This is a genomic window from Streptomyces sp. NPDC047081 (assembly GCF_040643775.1).
Classification (GTDB): domain Bacteria; phylum Actinomycetota; class Actinomycetes; order Streptomycetales; family Streptomycetaceae; genus Streptomyces.
In genome coordinates this window covers 303,249-320,588 of the sequence record NZ_JBEYUY010000002.1, presented here as the reverse complement: position 1 = coordinate 320,588, position 17,340 = coordinate 303,249, and the positions used below count along the sequence as shown (strand labels likewise).

Sequence of the window (17,340 nt, the reverse complement as noted above, 5' to 3'; positions counted from 1 at the left end):
ACCACGAAGGGGCACAGCCGATGAGCAGACCGCAGTCCGAGTTCCACCGTCCCGCGGCGCCCTGGCAGCGGCCGCCCGGGGCTCCCGAGGGCGTCTGGGAGCAGTTGCTGGCCGAGGATCCGCAGACCGGGGACGCGACCGTGCTCCAGCGGTACGAGCCGGGGACGGACACCAGCGCGCAGGGGTCCGTGCGGCACGACTTCCACGAGGAGGTCTACCTACTCGACGGCTCCCTCACCGACCTGCGCCTCGGCGAGACGTTCACGGCGGGCATGTACGCCTACCGGCTTCCGGGCATGGAGCACGGGCCGTGGACGAGTGCGGAGGGCGTGCTGATGCTCGTCCGGCGGGCCCGGTAAGGCATAGACCAATCCTGCGATTGGCATGGACCTGTTCATGATCAGTGGTTATGCTCGGCCGCGCACGCGATGAGAGCGCTCTCAGAGTTCTGCCTGTTCCACCCCCACCTCGCTGGAACAACGAAGGGGCACTCCCTTGAGACGCACAACAGCCATGCGCACCGCCCTGTCCGCGCTCCTCCTCCTCGGCACCTGGGCGACTGCGAGCGCGTTGCCCGCCTCCGCCACCGACTCCCCCGCCCACACCGCGAAGACCGCGGAGCCCGCGTCCGGCGCGCTCGTCTCCGCGATGCAGCGCGACCTCGGCCTCACCAAGCACCAGGCACTGGCACGGCTCGCCGCCGAGAAGACGGCAACTGCCGTGGAAGCGAAGGCGAAGCGGGCCGCCGGGTCCGCGTACGGCGGCTCCTGGTTCGACGCCGGGAGCGGAAAGCTGACGGTCGCCGTCACCCGCGGCGCGAACACCGCGGCCGTCCGCGCGACCGGCGCCGCCGTACGCCTCGTCGAGCACAGCGCACGGGAGCTCGACGCGGCGAAGGCCCGTATCGACAAGCTGTCCGCACCCAAGGGCGTCGGCAGCTGGTACGTCGACCCGAAGGCCGGCTCGGTCGTCGTGAACGTCGTCGCCGCATACCGCTCTGACAACGATGTCCAGGCCTTCCTGGCCCGCGCCCGCAAGGCGGGCCCGGTCGAGGTGCGCCAGACCGACCACGCGCCCGGCACCCTGGCCGCCGGAACCGTCGGTGGCGACCCGTACTACACGGGCAACGTCCGCTGTTCCATCGGCTTCTCGGTGTACGGCGGTTTCATCACCGCCGGGCACTGCGACCAGCACACCGGCGCGGTGTACGGCTGGGACGGCTCGTACGTCGGCAACTTCCAGGGCTCCTCGTTCCCGGACAACGACTACGCCTGGGTGAACGTCGGCAGCGGCTGGTGGACCGTGCCCGTGGTGCTCGGCTGGGGCACCGTCTCCGACCAGTTGGTCCGCGGCTCGGCGGAGGCTCCCGTGGGCGCCTCCATCTGCCGCTCCGGCTCGACCTCGCACTGGCACTGCGGCACGGTCCTGGCCAAGAACGAGACCGTCAACTACAGCCAGGGCGCGGTGTACCAGATGACCAAGACGAACGTGTGCGCCGAGCCGGGTGACTCCGGCGGCTCGTTCATCAGCGGCGACCAGGCGCAGGGGGTCACCTCCGGCGGCTGGGGCAACTGCACCTCCGGCGGCGAGACCTGGTTCCAGCCGGTCAACGAGATCCTCAACCGGTATGGGCTGACCCTGCACACGGCCTGACCTCCGACAGAGCCCCGGCTCCTGCCGCGCGACCCCGCGGGAGGAGCCGGGGTACTCGTCACTGCCCGGTCCACACGGGCCGGCGCTTCTCGGCGAAGGCGCGCGGCCCCTCCTCCGCGTCCCGGGAGGTGAGAACGGCGCGGTAGTTCGGCATTCCGGGCCCGCGCAGGGCGGCGAAGGCGTCCTCCATCCGCAGGCCCTCAGCGCTGCGCGTGATCTCCTTGATCGCCGCCGCCGCCAAAGGCGCGCTCCGGCAGACCTGCCGAGCCAGGGCAAGGGCGGCCTCAAGGACCTGGTCGCCGGGGACGACCCGGTTGACGAGACCCCAGCGGGCCGCTTCGGGAGCGGTCATACGGCGCCCGGTGAGCAGTAGTTCGGTGGCGATCGCCCGGGGCAGACGGCGTGGCAGACGCAGGGCGCCGCCGGAGTCGGGCACCAGTCCGAGCGTGGCCTCGGTCAGGGCGAACTCGGCGTGTTCCGCGGCCACGATCAGGTCGGCGGCGAGCGCGAGCTCGAACCCGCCGCCCAGCGCGAGGCCGTTGACGGCGGCGATCACCGGCTTGTCCAGGGCGAAGAACTCGGTCAGGCCCGCGAAACCGCCCGGCCCGTGATCGGCGTCCACCGCCTCTCCCGCCGCCGCGGCCTTGAGGTCCCAGCCGGCGCTGAAGAACCGCTCTCCCGCGCCGGTGACGATGCCGACCCGAAGCCCGGGATCGGTGTTCAGCCGCTCGAACGCCGCGTACAGCGCGCGGCTGGTGGCGACGTCCACGGCGTTGGCCTTCGGCCGGTCGAGGGTGACGACGAGGATGCCGTCGTCGGCGGTCAGCCGTACCGGGCGGTCGTGCTCAGGCATGGGGCGGCTCCTCCTGCGCGGGACGGACGAGTCGGATCAGTACGTCGGCGGCGACGGCGCCGTGGCCCTCGGGGAGGACCAGGAGCGGGTTGACGTCCAGTTCGACGAGGTCGGCCGCGTGGTCGCGCGCGTAGGCGGCGATGGCGGTCACGGCGTCGACGGCCGCGTCGACGTCGGCCCTGGGGCGCCCCCGGTATCCGTCCAGCAGTGGCCGGGTCTTGAGGGAGGCGAGCGCCGTGCGGATCTCCTCGGGCGTGGCCGGGAGCAGCAGGGTCGCGGTGTCCCGGAGGAGTTCCACGAGCGTTCCGCCCGCGCCGAGGGTCAGCGCCGGGCCGAACTGGGGGTCGTGGTGCACTCCGACGATCAGCTCGGCGACGGCGCCCCGCACCATCCGCTCGACGAGGAAGCGGTCGGGAAGGCCGCGCCGGACCATGTCCTCCGCCGCCTCGCGCACCTGTCCGGGGCCGGTGAGCCCCAGCCGGACGGCTCCGGCTTCGGTCTTGTGCGTGAGCGCGGCGGAGACGGCCTTGAGGACGACGGGAAAACCGAGTTCATCGGCGCGCAGGACCGCTTCGTCGACGCCGGTCGCCGACGCCGACTCGGGGATGCGCAGGCCCCGGGCGGCCAGGGCGCGTTTGCCCTGCCACTCGTCGAGTGTCCGGGTCGTGCCGGGGTGCAGCGGTGTGTGGGCGGCGAGCGGCCGGATCCGGTCCGCGTGCTCCCGCGCCGCGCCGACGGCCGCCGCGGCGGCCACGGCGTCCAGGCACTCGGTGAGGCCCTGCATGGGGGCGATGCCTTCGGCCAGCAGGCGCCTGCCGGTCGCCTCGGGCAGCCCTTCGGGGAGCGAGCCGACCAGACAGGTGGCGCGACGCGTGCTGCGATGCGCCGCGATCAGGGCGTCCACGGCCGTGTCCCAGGCCGAGGTGTCGCCGAGGTCCGGTTTCGGCAGGTCCAGGATCAGCAGCTGCGCGTCGAACCCGGCGTCCAGGACCGCCTCGTAACACTCCGTCAGTTTTGGTCCGTCGCCCCAGATGTAGGTGTGGTAGTCGAGGGGGTTGGCGACGGTGACGCGGTCTCCGAGCACCGAGCGGAGTCGCTGTGCCGTGCGCGGCGGGAACTCCGGGAGGGTCAGTCCGCGCGGCTGGGCGAGGTCGGCCACCAGGGAGGCCTCGCCGCCGGAGCAGCTCATCGAGGCGATCCGCGTGCCGCGCGGACTCCCGTGCACGGCGAGGAACTTCAGCGTCTCCAGCAGCCCCGGGAGGTCGTGCACCCTGGCCACTCCCACGCGCCGGAACAGGGCGTCGTACAGGGTGTCGGAGCCCGAGAGGGAGCTGGTGTGGCTGAGGGCGGTGCGTGCGCCGAGCGGGGAGCTGCCGGCCTTCAACGCGACCAGGGGGACGCCCTGTTGGAGCGCCTTCAGCGCGACCCGGGAGAAGCCCGGCACGTCGTCGAGGCCCTCGATGTGGAGGCCGATGGCCGTCACCCGTGGGTCGGCGAGGAGTCCCTCGACGAGTTCGTGCAGCCGGAGGACCGCCCCGTTGCCGACGGTGATCAGGTACGACAGCGGCAACGAGCGGCGGTGCATGGTGAGGTTGAGGCCGATGTTGCCGCTCTGGGTGATGACGGCGGGGCCGCGCGGGGTGCGGGTACCGCCGTGCCGGTCCGGCCAGAGGGCCGCGCCGTCCAGGTAGTTGAGGAAGCCGTGGCAGTTGGGGCCGACGACCGGCATGGCGCCCGCCGCCGTCACCAGGAGCCGCTGCAGCTCGGCGCCCTTGCCGCCGGACTCGGCGAAGCCGGACGCGTGGCAGACGGCCCCGCCCGCACCGCGCCGGGCCAGGGCCGCGACCACGTCGACGGTGGCCTCGCGCGGTACGGCGACGAAGGCCGCGTCGGGTGCCTCGGGCAGGGAGTCCACGTCCGGGTGGCAGGGCAGCCCCTCCAGGGTGCGGCGCGTCGGGTGCACGGGCCACAGGGCACCGTCGTAGCCGATGCTCCGGCACTGGCGGATCACCTCGGCGGCGTGCCGGCCGCCGAACACGGCGATGTGCCGGGGGGAGAGGAGTCGTCGCAGCTCGCGGGGGCGGGTGGGCGGTGAGGCGTGGTCGGCGGCGAGCGATGTCATGTCCGTCCCCTCAGGCGCCGTACGGGCGCAGCAGGGCCCGCGAGATGATGTGCCGCTGGATCTCGCTGGTGCCGTCCCAGACGCGTTCGACGCGGGCGTCGCGCCAGTGGCGTTCGACGGACGTCTCCTGCATCAGGCCCATGCCGCCGAAGATCTGCACGGCGTGGTCGGTGACCCGGCCGAGCGCCTCCGAGGCGTGCAGCTTGGCCATCGCGGCGTCCTGGTCGGTCATCCGGCCGAGGCTCAGTTTCCAGGCCGCCGAGAGGGTCAGCAGTTCCGCCGCCGCCAAGTCGGTGGCCATGTCGGCGAGTTTGAAGCCGGTTCCCTGGAAGCGGCCGATGGGCTGTCCGAACTGCTCGCGTTCGGCCGCCCAGCGCACGGCCGACTCGAGCACGCGCTGCCCGCGGCCGACGCTGGTCGCGGCCACGGTCAGCCGGCTCGCGCCGAGCCACTCCCCCATCAGCTCGAACCCCCTGCCCTCCTCCCCCAGCAGCTGTCGCGCCGGTATCCGGCAGTCGGTGAAGGTCAGTTCGCACTGGTGGTAGCCGCGGTGGGAGACGCAGGCGGAGCCGCGGCGCACCTCGAAGCCTGGGGTGCCCTTGTCGATCAGGAAGGCGCTGATCAGGTTGCGCTCGCCGCGTGCGGTCCGCTCGGTGCCGGTGGCGGCGAAGAGGATGACGTAGTCGGCCGTGTCGGCGTGGCTGATGAAGTGCTTGGTCCCGTTCACGACCCAGTCCCCATTCACGCGCAGCGCCCTGGTGCGCATCGAGCGGACGTCGGAACCGGCGCCGGGTTCGGTCATGGCGAGGCAGTCGTGGCGTTCGCCGCGCACGGTGGGCAGCAGGTACGTGTCCATCTGGTCGCCGGTGCAGCCCTGGAGGATGTTGCTGGGGCGGGCGACCAGCATCTGCAACGCGTAGGAGGCGCGGCCGAGTTCGCGCTCGGCCAGGGTCAGGGAGACCGGATCGAGGCCGCCGCCGCCGAGTTCCTCGGGCATGTTGGGGGCGTAGAGGCCGGCGTCGAGGGCCTTCTTCCTGATCTGCGCGGCGAGTTCGGCGGGCACGTCGTCGAGGCGCTCGACCTCGTCCTCGTACGGATACAGCTCGGCCTGGACGAAGGCGCGGACGGTGTCGACGACGAGGTGCTGCTCGGGGGTGAGCCCGAAGTCCATGGAACCTCCTGCTTGTTCCTTCGAGTCACGGTCCGGAGGGCTTGTGCGGGATGCCCATCACATGGCCGACGGCCCCGGGCACGGGCAGGCCGGCGTGTGCCGCGCGGGTGGCGGTCAGCCGCTCGGCGAGGAAGCCGGGGAACGGCGTGACCCGTCCGGCCTCCGTGTCGACGTGCAGCAGCATCTGTTCGGCGGTGGCGAGCAGGCCGCCGGACGTCTCGTGGTACATGGCGTGGAAGAGGTGGAGCCGCTTGTCGTCGACGTCGAGGATGTGCAGTGTGAGCCGCAGCGGGTCGCCCTCGGCCGCCTCGCCGAGGTGGTGGAGGTGGGTCTCCGCGGTGTAGAGGGAGTGACCGGCGGCCCGGTAGGCCTCGTCGACGCCGACCCAGCGGAAGAAGGCGTCGGAGCTGTCGCCGAAGACGAGCAGGAAGCAGGACTCGCTGAGGTGACCGTTGTAGTCCACCCAGGCCGGGGAGACGGTCGTGCGGTGCGGGGTGAGCGGGGCGGGGATCGCCGCCTCCGGGTTCCAGCCGCCGTGTTCCCGGCCCTCGTACGGGGTGACGATGCCGTGGCTCATCGGGCGGCCTCCTCGGCGATCGCGGGCAGGGCGAGGTAGCACAGGTCGCGGTACTGGCGGTCCGCCCAGGCGTCTCCGTGCGGCCAGGCCGACGTCTTCACGACCACTACGCGCCGGACCCGGTCGACGTACACGAACTGTCCGCGCATGCCGTCGGCCGTCACCCGTCGCCCGGCGGAGTCCAGGGGCCACCAGTGGTGGCCGAATCCGGCGTGTGTGGTGATCGTGCTGGGCAGTCGGCCCGGGGCGAGGAACGGCTGCCCCGGCCGGCTGGAGGCTTCGATCCAGTCGGCCGGCACGAGCGGTCGGCCCGGCGTGCCGCCTTCGATCTGCAGCCACCCGAGGCGGGCCCAGTCGCGGGCCGTCGCCGCGAGCGCTCCTCCCGCCATGGCGGTGCCGTCCGCGTCCAGGCCGACGAGGGCTGGGTGTTCGGCGCCGAGGGCCTGCCACAGCCGGGTGAGGTGGGTGGCGAAGTCGAGGCCCGTGGCGCGTTCGCGCACCCAGTCGAGGACGAGCGAGTCGGCGGTGCAGTAGGTGAAGGAGGTCCCGGGCGGCCGGCAGGGCGGGATGCGCGGCAAGTGCTCGCGCAGGAGGCCCGTCCCTTCGCGCACGCAGGCGACGAGCCGGGAGGCAGGTGACTCGGGATCGCGGTGGTCCTCCTCCCACTCCACCCCGCTGGTCATGGACAGGAGTTGACGGACCGTCACCCGCGCGTATCCGCTGCCGGCGAGTTCGGGGACGAACTCGGTCGCCGGCGTGTCCAGGTCCAGGTCGGGCACCTGGCCGGTCAGCAGCGCGAGCGCCGACTTGGTCGCCGAGTTGCCGAGCAGCCGGTGCCCGGGGGTGACGCCGTGGAAGTAGCGCTCGTGGACGAGGGTGCCGTCCACGATCACGACCAGCGCGGTGGTGTGCGTGAGCGCCAGGAACTCGTCGAGGTCCATGGTGCGTCCGGCGCCCGTGATCCGGGCGGACAGCGGGCGTACGGCGGTGGGCCAGGGGGCGGGGGTCGCGGACGCCGGGACCTCCGTGCTGTGCGGGTGCTGCGGCTCGCGCAGGGTGTCGACGTCCGGCGCGACGGCGGGCCCGGTCATGGGGTGCCCTCCCCGACGGGTTGTGCCGAGACGTCGCCGCGCCCCGGTGTGTCGGCGAGCAACTGCCGTGTGTACGCGGCCGAGGGCCGGTCCAGTACGTCGGCCGTCGGGCCCTCCTCGACGATCCGGCCGTCGCACAGCACGGCCACCCGGGTCGCGAGGGAGCGGACGAGGGCGAGGTTGTGGGTGACGAACAGCATCGACAGGCCACGGTCGGCCCGCAGTTGCTCCAGCAGGCTCACGATCGAGGCCTGGACGGAGACGTCGAGGGCGGAGGTCACCTCGTCACAGATGAGGAGTTCCGGTTCGCAGGCCAACGCCCGTGCGATGGCGACGCGTTGACGTTCGCCGCCGGAGAGGCGGTCGGGTCGGAGGTCGTGCACCGAAGGCGAGAGCATCACCTGGCCGAGGAGCTCGTGGACGCGCCGGGTGGCGTCCGCTCCATGGGCGAGGCCGAACAGCTCCAGGGGCCTGCGGATGATCCTGCCGACCGTCATCCGGGGGTTGAGGGCGAGGTACGGGTTCTGGAAGACGTACTGGACGGCTTTGCGCAGTTCGCGGCTGCGCTGCCGGGCACCGGGCGGCAGCGGCTGTCCGTCGAAGGTCACGGCGCCGCCCCACTCCTCGTGGAGTCCTCCGACGGAGCGCGAGAGGGTCGACTTTCCGCTGCCGGACTGGCCCACGACGGCCACGCACTCGTTCCGGCCGATGTCCAGGTCGATGCCGTGCAGGATGGGGCGGGATCCGTAGCGGGCGGTCAGGCCGCGGACGGAGAGCACCGGGTCGGGGCGGGTGCCGGTGCCGGCCGGGGCGGCGACCGTGAACTCCAGCGGCCGGGACCGGACATGGTCGGCTCGGCGGCACCGGGCCGACACCGCTGCGCCGTCGACGGCGTCCGGGCTTCCGATCGCGAGCAACTCCGGCTCGTGTGCGGCGCATTCGGGCTCCGCGAACGCGCACCGGTCGTGGAAGCGGCAGCCTGCGGGGCGGCGGCCGGGTGACGGTGTGCCGCCGGGGATGCCCGCCAGGACGCGGGGCTCGGTGACGCTGGGGACGGCAGCCAGCAGGGCCCGGGTGTAGGGGTGGGCCGGCGTGGTGAAGACGCGCTCGCGCGGGCCGAGCTCGACGATCCGGCCCGCGTACATCACCGCGACCCGGTGGGCGAACTCGGCGACCACGGCGAGGTCGTGGGTGACGTACACCGCCGCCACCGCGTGCCGGGCGCACAACTCCCGCACGGTGGCGAGGACATGGGCCTGGGTGGTGACGTCGAGGCCGGTCGTCGGCTCGTCCAGGACCAGCACCCGGGGTCGCAGCGTGAACGCCATCGCGATGGCCACGCGCTGGAGTTGGCCTCCGGAGAGCTGGTGCGGATAGCGGCGCAGGAACTCGTCGTCGTCGGGCAGCGCGACCTCGGCGAGCACTTCGCGCACCCGTGCCTCGCGCTCGGCCGGGGTGCCGGCGTGGTGGACGTCGAGCACCTCCCGGATCTGCCGGCCGATGCGCATGACGGGGTTGAGGGAGGCCGCCGGGTCCTGGGGTACGTACGCGACTTCGGAGCCGCGGCGGCCGCGTGTCTCAGCGGGCTTGGCACCGAGCAGTTCGCGTCCGTCGAGGAGGACGGATCCGGAGTCGATGCGGGCGCCGCGGCGGGTGTGGGCGAGCAGGGCGGTGGCGATCGTGGTCTTGCCGCTGCCGGACTCGCCGACGAGGGCCAGGATCTCGCCCTCGGTGACGTCGAAGGCGATGTCGTCCACGACGTCGGGGCCGGTGCGGCCGAGCACGATCCGCAGCCCGGAGACGGAACAGGAGGGGCCGGCCGGGGCGGTGGTCGGGGTGGTCATGAGCTCGCTCCCTTGTCGAGGCGGGCCGCGGCGCTGCTGCGCGCGCTCATCGGCTCGCGTCCTTGCCTTCTGCGGCGCCCGCTCCGGCCGCCGCCCGTGCGATGCCGTCGGCGATGAGGTTGGTGCCGAGGGCGAGGACCGCGATGGCCAGGACGGGGGCGAGGATCGCCCAGGGCTGGACGGCGAGGGCGAGGCGGTTCTCGTTGATCATGAGCCCCCAGTCGGCGGCGCTGGGGTCGGAGGCGAAGCCGAGGAAGCCGATGGAGGCGACCAGGCCCACCGAGTACGTCAGGCGCAGCCCCAGTTCGGCCAGGAGCGGGGCGGTCATGTTGGGCAGGAGTTCGGCGAACAGGATCCGGGACCGCTTCTCGCCGAGCGCCTCGGCGGACTGCACGAACTCGCGGGTGGCGAGGCCGGTCGTCATGCCCCGGGTCAGCCGGGCGACGCGCGGGGCGTGCGAGACGCCCACCACGACGACGACCAGCCAGCGCTCGGGGCCGGCCACCGACAGGAGCACCAGGACGAGCACGATCTGCGGGAAGGCGAGCACCACGTCGCAGACCCGCATGACGACCTCGTCCACCCACCCGCGGGCGTATCCGGCGACCAGTCCGGCCGCGACGCCCAGGACCATGCCGAGCAGGGTGGCGAGGACGGCGGTCACGACGACCCAGTTGCCGCCCGCGAGCAGACGGCTCCAGACGTCCTGGCCGAGGTAGTCGGTGCCGAGCAGGGCGCCGGGCGCGGAGTCCGAGTACGGCGCTCCGACGATGTCGTTCTCGCCGTGCGGGGCGAACAGCGGGCCCAGGAAGGCGACCGCGGTGACCAGTGCGGTGAGCAGGATGCCGACCCAGGTGCGGCCGGCGGTGAGGGCCCCGCGCAGGCGCGGCCGGCGGGCGGGAAGCGGTACGTCGAGTACGGCGGCGGTCATCACCGCACCCCCGTTCGGAGTCTGGGCGTCACGAGGATGGTCAGGACGTCGGCGATCAGGTTCACCACGACGTAGACGGTGGCGACGAGCAGGGCCAGCGCCTGGATGACCGGCACGTCGCGGTTGCGGACGGCGTCCACCAGGGCGGTGCCGATCCCGGGGTAGAGGAAGAGGCTCTCGACGACGACAACTCCCCCGGCGAGCCAGGCGAGTTGGAGCGCCATGACCTGGATCGCGGGAACGACCGCGTTGCCGAGGGCGTGCCGGCCGACGGCCCGCCGCTCGGGCACGCCCTTGAGGCGGGCCATCTCCACGTAGTCGCTCTCCAGGACCTCGATGAGACTGGCCCGCAGGATGCGCGCCACGTACGGGACTACGGCCAGGGTGAGCGTGGCGACCGGCAGGATCATGACGACCGGGTCCGTCCAGGGGCTGCCGGTCCAGGACACGGCGACCGAGGGCAGCCAGGTGAGGACCACGGTCGAGAAGAGGGTGACCAGGAGAATGCCGATCACGAACTCCGGGAGCGCGGCCGTGCCGAGGAGCACGACCTGGATGACGTGGTCGACGGCCGTGTCGCGCCGGCGGGCGGAGTAGAGGGCGATCAGCGCGGACAGCGGGGCGATGATCACGGCGGAGACCGCGACCAGGACGGCGCTGTTGACGATCTTGCCGCCGATGAGGGTGGACACCGCTCCCTTCGTGGCGAGCGAGGTGCCGAAGTCACCGGTGAGGACTCCGCCGAGCCAGGAGAAGTACTGGTGGACCGCGGAGTGGTCGAGGCCGAGTTGGCGGCGCAGCGCGGCGAGGCGCTCGGGGGTGGCGGAGCGGCCGAGGATCGCCTGGGCGGGGTCGCCGAGCAGATGGGTGGCGGTGAAGACGAGCAGGGAGATCAGCCAGAGGGTGAGCAGCGCCAGTCCGACTCGGCGCAGCAGCCACAGGGTCCAGGTGCGGGTCGCGGAGGAGGCGTCGTCGCGGCGGTCGGACCGGACCGTCGCGGGCAGCGCCGCGGCCTCAGCCGCCGACCGAGACATTGCGGAACTCGTAGTCGGACAGCGGGAGGTTGCGGTTGGGCGTGAAGCCGGTGACGTTGGCCCCGTAGGCGTCGACCTGGTTCTTGAACCCCCAGATGATGTGGCCGCCGCGCTCGTACTCGATCCGCTGTGCGTCTTTCAGGAGTTCATTGCGTCTGCTCGCGTCGAATTCGCGGCGGGCCCGGTCCATGAGGGTGTTGAACTCCGCATCGTTCCAGTGGGTCTCGTTGTACGGGGAGGTCTTGAGGGACCCGGCGTCCACCTGCGGCAGGTAGTTGCGGGTGAACCAGTAGTCCTGGGCGAAGGGCCAGCTGAGGTAGCGGTCGCCGTAGAAGGTCGCGGAGTCGGTGATGCGGACCTTGACCTTCACCCCGGCGCCCTTGGCCTGCTGGGCGAAGAGCTGGGCCGCCTCGATGGAGCCGGAGCCGATGCCGGTGGAGGTGACGAGCTCGACGGTGAGGTGCTCGTGTCCGGCGGCCTTGAGGAGGGACTTCGCCCGGCCCAGGTCCTGGACGCGCTGCGGGAGTTGCTTGTCGTAGGCGACGTCGAAGGGGGCGTAGAGGTCGTTGCCGATCCGGCCCTGGCCGCCGAGGACCTGGCTGACCATCTGGGGCCGGTCGACGATGAGCCGGAAGGCCTGGCGTACCCGCACGTCGTCGAAGGGCGGGGTGTCGACGCGCATCGTGATGGGGTTCCAGGAGCCGGTCTGGGAGATCAGCACCTGGCCGCCCTGCTTCTCGATCATCTTGATGTAGGCGGGCGGGAGGTTGTCGATCGCGTCGATCTGCGTGCTCAGCAGGGCGTTGATCTTCGCGGTGTCGTCGGGGAAGTCGAGGATGTGCAGCTCGTCGAGATATGCCGGGCGCCGCCAGTAGTTGCCGAACCGGCGGAACGTGGACCGGTCGCCGGGCGCGAAGGACCCGTACACGAACGGCCCGGTGCCCACCGGCCGCTTGACGTCGAAGTCCGCCGGGACGATCCCGAGGCTGTACTGCGCGAGCAGGTCCTCCAGCAGGGCGTACGGGTACTTGAGCGGTATCCGTACGGTGGTGGCGTCGACGCGGCGCAGGGCCCCCGCGTCGATCACCGAGAGGCTGGTGGCGCCGGCGGTGGGTGCCTTGGGGTCGACGATGCGGCGCATGGTCGCGATGACGTCGTCGGCGTCGAGGGTCTTGCCGTTGTGGAACTCGACGCCGGGGCGCAGCTTCAGCAGCCAGGTCCTGCCGTCCTTGGACGGTTCGATGGACTCGGCGAGCAGGGGTTCCAGGCGGTAGTCGGCGTCGTGCCGGAACAGCGGTTCGTACAGGTTCACGACGCGTGCCTGGTCGGGGTAGGACAGCGGGCTGTGCGGATCGAGGGAGTCCTTGGCGCTGCCTCCGCTGACGCCGACCCGCAGGGCACCGCCGCGTACCGGCCTGCCGTTCGTGGTGGTGACGCCGTTCGTGGCGCAGGCGGTGAGCAGGCCGGCGGCGGGCAGGGAGGCGGCGAGGAGGGCGCCGCCACGGAGGAGGTCCCTGCGCGTCATCGCGTGGGGAGGGGAATGGGTGTCGGGCATGGCTGGCCTCGCCTTCGGAGCAAGACGTTCAGATCGCAAGACGTTCGAGACGTTCATATGACGCGATGGCCGCACGGATGGTGAGAAGATAGGGATGACGGTGAGGTAGGTCAAGGGGTACCGTCCGCCGCCCGCTACCGTCGATCACACGGACAACCGCCGGAAGCCGAGGAAGAGATGCGTATGTCGAAGGCCGAGAGCACCGCCGACACCAACGACTCCCCGACGGCCGCGGAGGGCGGCGGCACCTCGGGCAAGGTCCAGTCGCTGGAGCGGGCGATCATCCTGCTGCAGGCGACGGCCGACAGCGCCCCGGACGGTGACACGGCCTCCAACCTGGCCGCCCGGTGCGACCTCAACCGCGCCACCGCCTGGCGGCTGCTGTCCACGCTGGAGCAGTTCGGGCTGGTGGAGCGCAGCCCGGTCACCAACCGCTACACGATCGGTTTCGCGGTGGCCCGGATGGCCTCGGCGGCCGGTTTCGACGGACTGATCCGCCGGGCGCACGGCACGCTGAGCCGGGTCAGCGAGCAGACGGGCGAGACCGCGAACCTGGCCGTGGTGCAGCAGCTCGGGCTGACGTACATCGACGAGGTCACTCCGCCGGTCGTGCTGAGCGCCAAGTGGCTGGGCCGGCAGGTGCCGCTGCACGCCACGTCGACCGGCAAGGCGCTGCTGGCCTGGCTGCCCGAGGAGGAGGCGGAGGCCCTGCTCGCCGGGCCGCTGGACGCCTTCACGGACACCACGGTCACGGACCGGGCGCGGTTGCGGGCCGAGCTGGTTCAGACGCGGGAGCGCGGATATGGCGTCTGCGTGGGCGAGTTGGAGCGGAACCTGTACGGCGTCTCCGCTCCGGTGCTCGGCAGCCGCGGCCGGCCGTTCGCGGTGGTCAGCATCTGGGGACCGCAGGACCGGGTGCCCGAGTCCCGCTTCACGACGCTGGGACCGCTGGCGCGCGCGGCGGCGGACGAGATCGCCCGGGCGGCACAGGCGCTCTGACGCCCGTCCCGGTTTCATAATGTGCGACGTGCGCACGCATCATGAAACCAGGGTCTTGCTGCTGGGGCCTGTGCGCGGTTACGGTCGTGGAGTCTTCGTCGCCCGCCTCCGTCCCGAGAGGAACCGCCGCGACCATGAATCAGGACGTCATCATCACCTGCGCCCTCACCGGCGCCGGTGACACCGTGCGCAAGAGCCCGCACGTGCCCGTCACCCCCGAGCAGATCGCCGCCTCCGCGGTGCAGGCCGCCGAGGCCGGTGCCGCCGCGGTCCACATCCACGTACGCGACCCCGGGACCGGGGCGCCCTCGCGCGATCCACGGCTGTACCGCGAGGTCGTCGAGCGCATCAAGGAGACCGGGACCGACGTCGTCATCAACCTCACCGCGGGCATGGGCGGCGACCTGGTCATCGACCCGGACGAACCGCTGAAGCAGCTGCCCGGCACCGATCTGGTCGGCGGCCTGGAGCGGCTGCCGCACGTCGAGGACCTGCTGCCCGACATCTGCACCCTGGACTGCGGATCGCTCAACTTCGGCGACGGCTCCAACCTCTACGTCTCCACGCCCGACATGCTGCGCACCGGCGCCAGACGCATCCAGGAGCTGGGCGTGCGACCGGAGTTGGAGATCTTCGACACCGGTCACCTGTGGTTCGCCAAGCAGCTGCTCGCGGAGGGACTGCTGGACGAACCGACCGTGTTCCAGCTGTGCATGGGCATTCCGTGGGGCGCGCCGGCCGATCCCGGGGTGCTGCAGTCGATGGTGAACATGCTGCCGGAGGGCGCCCAGTGGGCGAGCTTCGCGCTGGGCCGGATGCAGATGCCGTGGGTGGCGCAGTCGATCCTGCTCGGCGGGCATGTGCGCGTCGGCCTGGAGGACAACCTGTACCTCGGCAAGGGCGTCAAGGCGACCAATGCCCAGCTGGTGGAGCGTGCCGTGACGATCGTCGAGGCCTTGGGGGCACGGGTCGCGACTCCCGACGAAGCCCGTCTCAAGCTCGGTCTGAAACCGCGCGGTTGAGACGCCGCTCCCCCTCCCCCACCTTCAAGGAGCCGTAGATGACGGAGACTTCCGCCCCTGAGGACGTACGCCGTGTCGCCTGCGTCGGCGCCGGAGTGATCGGCGGCGGCTGGGTCGCCCACTTCCTGGCCCGTGGCTACGACGTCACGGCCTGGGACCCGGCCCCCGACGCCGAGGCCCGGCTGCGACGCCTCGTCGAGGCCGCATGGCCCGCACTCGAACAGCTCGGGCTCGCGCCAGGCGCCTCGACCGACCGCCTCACGGTCACCGCGACCCTCGAAGAGGCCGTCGCCGAGGCTCAGTTCGTCCAGGAGAGCGCCCCGGAGAAACTCGACCTCAAGCGTGAACTGCTGGCGAAACTGGACGCCGCGACGCCCGCCGGAGTCGTCATCGCCTCCTCCACGTCCGGCTACCCGATGACCGACATGCAGACCGAGGCGGTCACACCGGGCCGGCTGGTGGTCGGTCACCCGTTCAACCCGCCGTATCTCATCCCGCTCGTCGAGGTCGTCGGCGGCGAGCGGACCGACCCGGAGGCGGTGCGGTGGGCGTCCCGGTTCTACGAAGTGGCGGGCAAGTCGGTCATCACCATGGACCGCGAGGTGCCCGGCTTCATCGCCAACCGCCTCCAGGAGGCGCTGTGGCGGGAGGCCCTGCACATGGTCGCCAGCGGTGAGGCGACGGTCCGCGACATCGACCTGTCCATCACGGAAGGGCCGGGTCTGCGCTGGGCGGTCATGGGCCCGATGCTCACCTTCGCCCTCGCGGGCGGCGAGGGCGGGATGGCCCACATGCTCGACCACTTCGGTCCGTCCCTGAAGTCCCCGTGGACGCGTCTGGAGGCCCCCGAGCTGGACAAGGCGCTCTACGACGCGGTCGTGGCCGGCTGCGACGACGCCGCCGACGGCCGTACGATCGCGGATCTGGTCGCCGAGCGCGACCGGGGTGTGATCGCCGTCCTGCGCGCCACCGGCCGACTGCCCGGGGAGGGCACCGAGTGAATCCCGACCCGCCGCGGCTTCCGCTGTACCGCGACACCGTGCGCCCGGAGTGGATCGACTACAACGGCCATATGAGCGAGGCGTTCTACGTCCTCGTCTTCGGCTTCGCGACGGACACGGTGATGGAGCTCATCGGCGTGGACGCCGACTACCGCAAGAGCACCGGCTGTTCGATGTACACGGTGGAGTCCCATGTCCGCTATCTGCGGGACGTCCCGGAGGGTGCCCGACTCGCCGTACGGACAAGGGTGTTGGGCGCGGTCGGGAAGAAGGCGTGGTTCACGCACGAGATGTACGTGGGCACGGAGCCGGCACCCGATGCCGACCCGGTGGCCACCATCGAGCTGCTGCTGCTCCACGTCGACCAGAACGCCGGCCGGGCGACGCCGTTCCCCGAGCCGATCCTCGACACCCTCGACTCCCTGACCGAACAGCCCCCTTCGTGGACAGGACGCTCGGTCGGAGCGCCCTGAACCCGTCCAGCCATCACCGAATTCCTACCCGAGCCAGGCCTTGACCTTGTCCGGATTGGCGTCGACCCACTTCTTGGCCGCCGCCTCCGGCGACATCTTGTCCAGCGCGATGTACCTGGCCACGGTGTTCTGGTCGGTGTTGGTCCACTTGAAGTTCTTCACCAGGTCGTAGGCGGGGCTGCCGGACTTGGCGAACCTGGTGCTGACGATCTTGTCGAGGTCGAAGACGGGGTAGTCGCAGGCGACCTTCGCCGGGTCGGCGTCGCAGCCGGCCGTGTGCGCGGGAAGGTCGATGTGGACCAGCGGTACCTCCGAGAAGAACCACTGGGGTTCGTAGAAGTAGCCGATCACCCATTTCCTGTTCTTCTCGGCGTCCCGGAAGGCCTGGATGAGCGCGGTCTCGCTGCCCGCGTACACCACCTTGAAGTCCAGCTTGAGGTTCTTCACCAGGGCCGCGTCGTTGGTCTGGTAGGACGGGTCGCCGTCGAGGAGCTGGCCCTTGCTGCCGGATTCGGAGGTCTTGAAGTTGGCGGCGTACTTGTCGAGGTTCTTCCAGTCGGTGATGTCCGGGTACTTCTTCGCGATCCACGGCGGGATGTACCAGCCGATGATGCCCTTGTTGCCGGTCTCACCGAGGTCGACGGCGGTCTTCTGCTCGGTGATGTACTTCTTCTTCAGGTCGGCGTGGCCCCAGTTCTCGAGGATGGCGTCGATCTCGCCGGTCTCGAAGCCCTGCCAGCCGATCTCCGCCTTCAGGTTCTTCTTGACGACCTTGCAGCCCAGCTTCTGCTCCGCCACATAGCCGACGACGGCCGCGTCCGCCTCGTAGCCGACCCACGGGTTGACGGCCAGGCTGAAGGTGCCGCACTTGCCCGAACTCCCGTCCGCCGCGGCCTCGTTGTCGCCGACCTTCGCGCCGCCGCAGGCGGTGAGGGCGAGGCCGAGCACGACCATTCCCGCCGCGCCGGCCCGCCACTGCCCTGTTCGTTCCGCCATGGTCCTGCTCCTTGGTCG

The 17,340-nt window shown here is 71.5% G+C and carries 16 protein-coding genes; 6 read left to right on the top strand and 10 right to left on the bottom strand.

What is annotated here, in order from left to right:
* Positions 1-20: 20 nt before the first annotated feature.
* Both ABZ848_RS04600 and ABZ848_RS04595 read left to right on the top strand, forming a co-directional pair.
* A complete protein-coding gene (locus tag ABZ848_RS04600; RefSeq protein WP_360825190.1) occupies positions 21-359 on the top strand; it encodes a cupin domain-containing protein in 339 nt (112 codons plus the stop codon).
* A 136-nt stretch (positions 360-495) separates the two neighbouring features.
* Positions 496-1,653: a S1 family peptidase gene (locus tag ABZ848_RS04595; protein ID WP_360825187.1), complete on the top strand. Its 1,158-nt coding sequence runs from the start codon at positions 496-498 to the stop codon at positions 1,651-1,653.
* 58 nt (positions 1,654-1,711) lie between these two features.
* Here ABZ848_RS04595 and ABZ848_RS04590 read toward each other — a convergent pair whose 3' ends face one another.
* Genes ABZ848_RS04590 through ABZ848_RS04550 form a run of 9 tightly spaced genes read right to left on the bottom strand, consistent with a single transcriptional unit; the run spans position 1,712 to position 12,831 of the window.
* Complete coding sequence (locus ABZ848_RS04590) at positions 1,712-2,506, bottom strand: enoyl-CoA hydratase-related protein (protein WP_360825184.1); 795 nt, start codon at positions 2,504-2,506, stop codon at positions 1,712-1,714.
* On the bottom strand, positions 2,499-4,628 hold the full coding sequence (locus tag ABZ848_RS04585) for an acetate--CoA ligase family protein (RefSeq protein WP_360825181.1): 2,130 nt from the start codon (positions 4,626-4,628) through the stop codon (positions 2,499-2,501). The genes ABZ848_RS04590 and ABZ848_RS04585 overlap by 8 nt, the downstream gene beginning before the upstream one ends.
* Before the next feature lie 10 nt (positions 4,629-4,638).
* Positions 4,639-5,799, bottom strand: coding sequence for an acyl-CoA dehydrogenase family protein (locus ABZ848_RS04580; protein WP_360825178.1), 1,161 nt, complete (start codon positions 5,797-5,799; stop codon positions 4,639-4,641).
* A 25-nt stretch (positions 5,800-5,824) separates the two neighbouring features.
* Entirely contained in the window at positions 5,825-6,376 is a 552-nt protein-coding gene (locus tag ABZ848_RS04575; protein ID WP_360825175.1) for a thioesterase family protein, read from the bottom strand.
* Positions 6,373-7,467 (bottom strand): serine hydrolase domain-containing protein, encoded by a 1,095-nt coding sequence (locus tag ABZ848_RS04570; RefSeq protein WP_360825172.1) that lies wholly within the window; start codon positions 7,465-7,467, stop codon positions 6,373-6,375. The genes ABZ848_RS04575 and ABZ848_RS04570 overlap by 4 nt, the downstream gene beginning before the upstream one ends.
* On the bottom strand, positions 7,464-9,311 hold the full coding sequence (locus ABZ848_RS04565; protein ID WP_360825169.1) for an ABC transporter ATP-binding protein: 1,848 nt from the start codon (positions 9,309-9,311) through the stop codon (positions 7,464-7,466). Before ABZ848_RS04565 ends, ABZ848_RS04570 begins: the two co-directional genes overlap by 4 nt.
* 46 nt (positions 9,312-9,357) lie before the next feature.
* Positions 9,358-10,242, bottom strand: coding sequence for an ABC transporter permease (locus ABZ848_RS04560; protein ID WP_360825167.1), 885 nt, complete (start codon positions 10,240-10,242; stop codon positions 9,358-9,360).
* A complete protein-coding gene (locus tag ABZ848_RS04555; protein WP_360825164.1) occupies positions 10,242-11,276 on the bottom strand; it encodes an ABC transporter permease in 1,035 nt (344 codons plus the stop codon). Before ABZ848_RS04555 ends, ABZ848_RS04560 begins: the two co-directional genes overlap by 1 nt.
* Positions 11,257-12,831 (bottom strand): ABC transporter substrate-binding protein, encoded by a 1,575-nt coding sequence (locus tag ABZ848_RS04550; RefSeq protein ID WP_360825161.1) that lies wholly within the window; start codon positions 12,829-12,831, stop codon positions 11,257-11,259. Before ABZ848_RS04550 ends, ABZ848_RS04555 begins: the two co-directional genes overlap by 20 nt.
* 183 nt (positions 12,832-13,014) lie before the next feature.
* Here ABZ848_RS04550 and ABZ848_RS04545 point away from each other — a divergent pair, with 183 nt between their 5' ends.
* The 4 genes from ABZ848_RS04545 (at position 13,015) to ABZ848_RS04530 (ending at position 16,326) form a co-directional block, all read left to right on the top strand.
* The gene (locus ABZ848_RS04545; protein ID WP_360825158.1) at positions 13,015-13,830 is read left to right on the top strand and encodes an IclR family transcriptional regulator; all 816 of its coding nucleotides are present in this window, start codon (positions 13,015-13,017) and stop codon (positions 13,828-13,830) included.
* 134 nt (positions 13,831-13,964) lie between these two features.
* Positions 13,965-14,852, top strand: a complete 888-nt coding sequence (locus tag ABZ848_RS04540) for a 3-keto-5-aminohexanoate cleavage protein (RefSeq protein ID WP_360825155.1) — start codon at positions 13,965-13,967, stop codon at positions 14,850-14,852.
* 38 nt (positions 14,853-14,890) lie between these two features.
* Positions 14,891-15,853 carry a 3-hydroxyacyl-CoA dehydrogenase NAD-binding domain-containing protein gene (locus ABZ848_RS04535; protein ID WP_360825152.1) on the top strand — a complete coding sequence of 321 codons (963 nt, stop codon included), beginning with the start codon at positions 14,891-14,893 and terminating at the stop codon, positions 15,851-15,853.
* Positions 15,850-16,326, top strand: coding sequence for a thioesterase family protein (locus tag ABZ848_RS04530; RefSeq protein ID WP_360825149.1), 477 nt, complete (start codon positions 15,850-15,852; stop codon positions 16,324-16,326). Before ABZ848_RS04535 ends, ABZ848_RS04530 begins: the two co-directional genes overlap by 4 nt.
* A gap of 24 nt (positions 16,327-16,350) precedes the next feature.
* Here ABZ848_RS04530 and ABZ848_RS04525 read toward each other — a convergent pair whose 3' ends face one another.
* Positions 16,351-17,322 carry an ABC transporter substrate-binding protein gene (locus ABZ848_RS04525; protein WP_360825145.1) on the bottom strand — a complete coding sequence of 324 codons (972 nt, stop codon included), beginning with the start codon at positions 17,320-17,322 and terminating at the stop codon, positions 16,351-16,353.
* Positions 17,323-17,340: the final 18 nt, after the last annotated feature.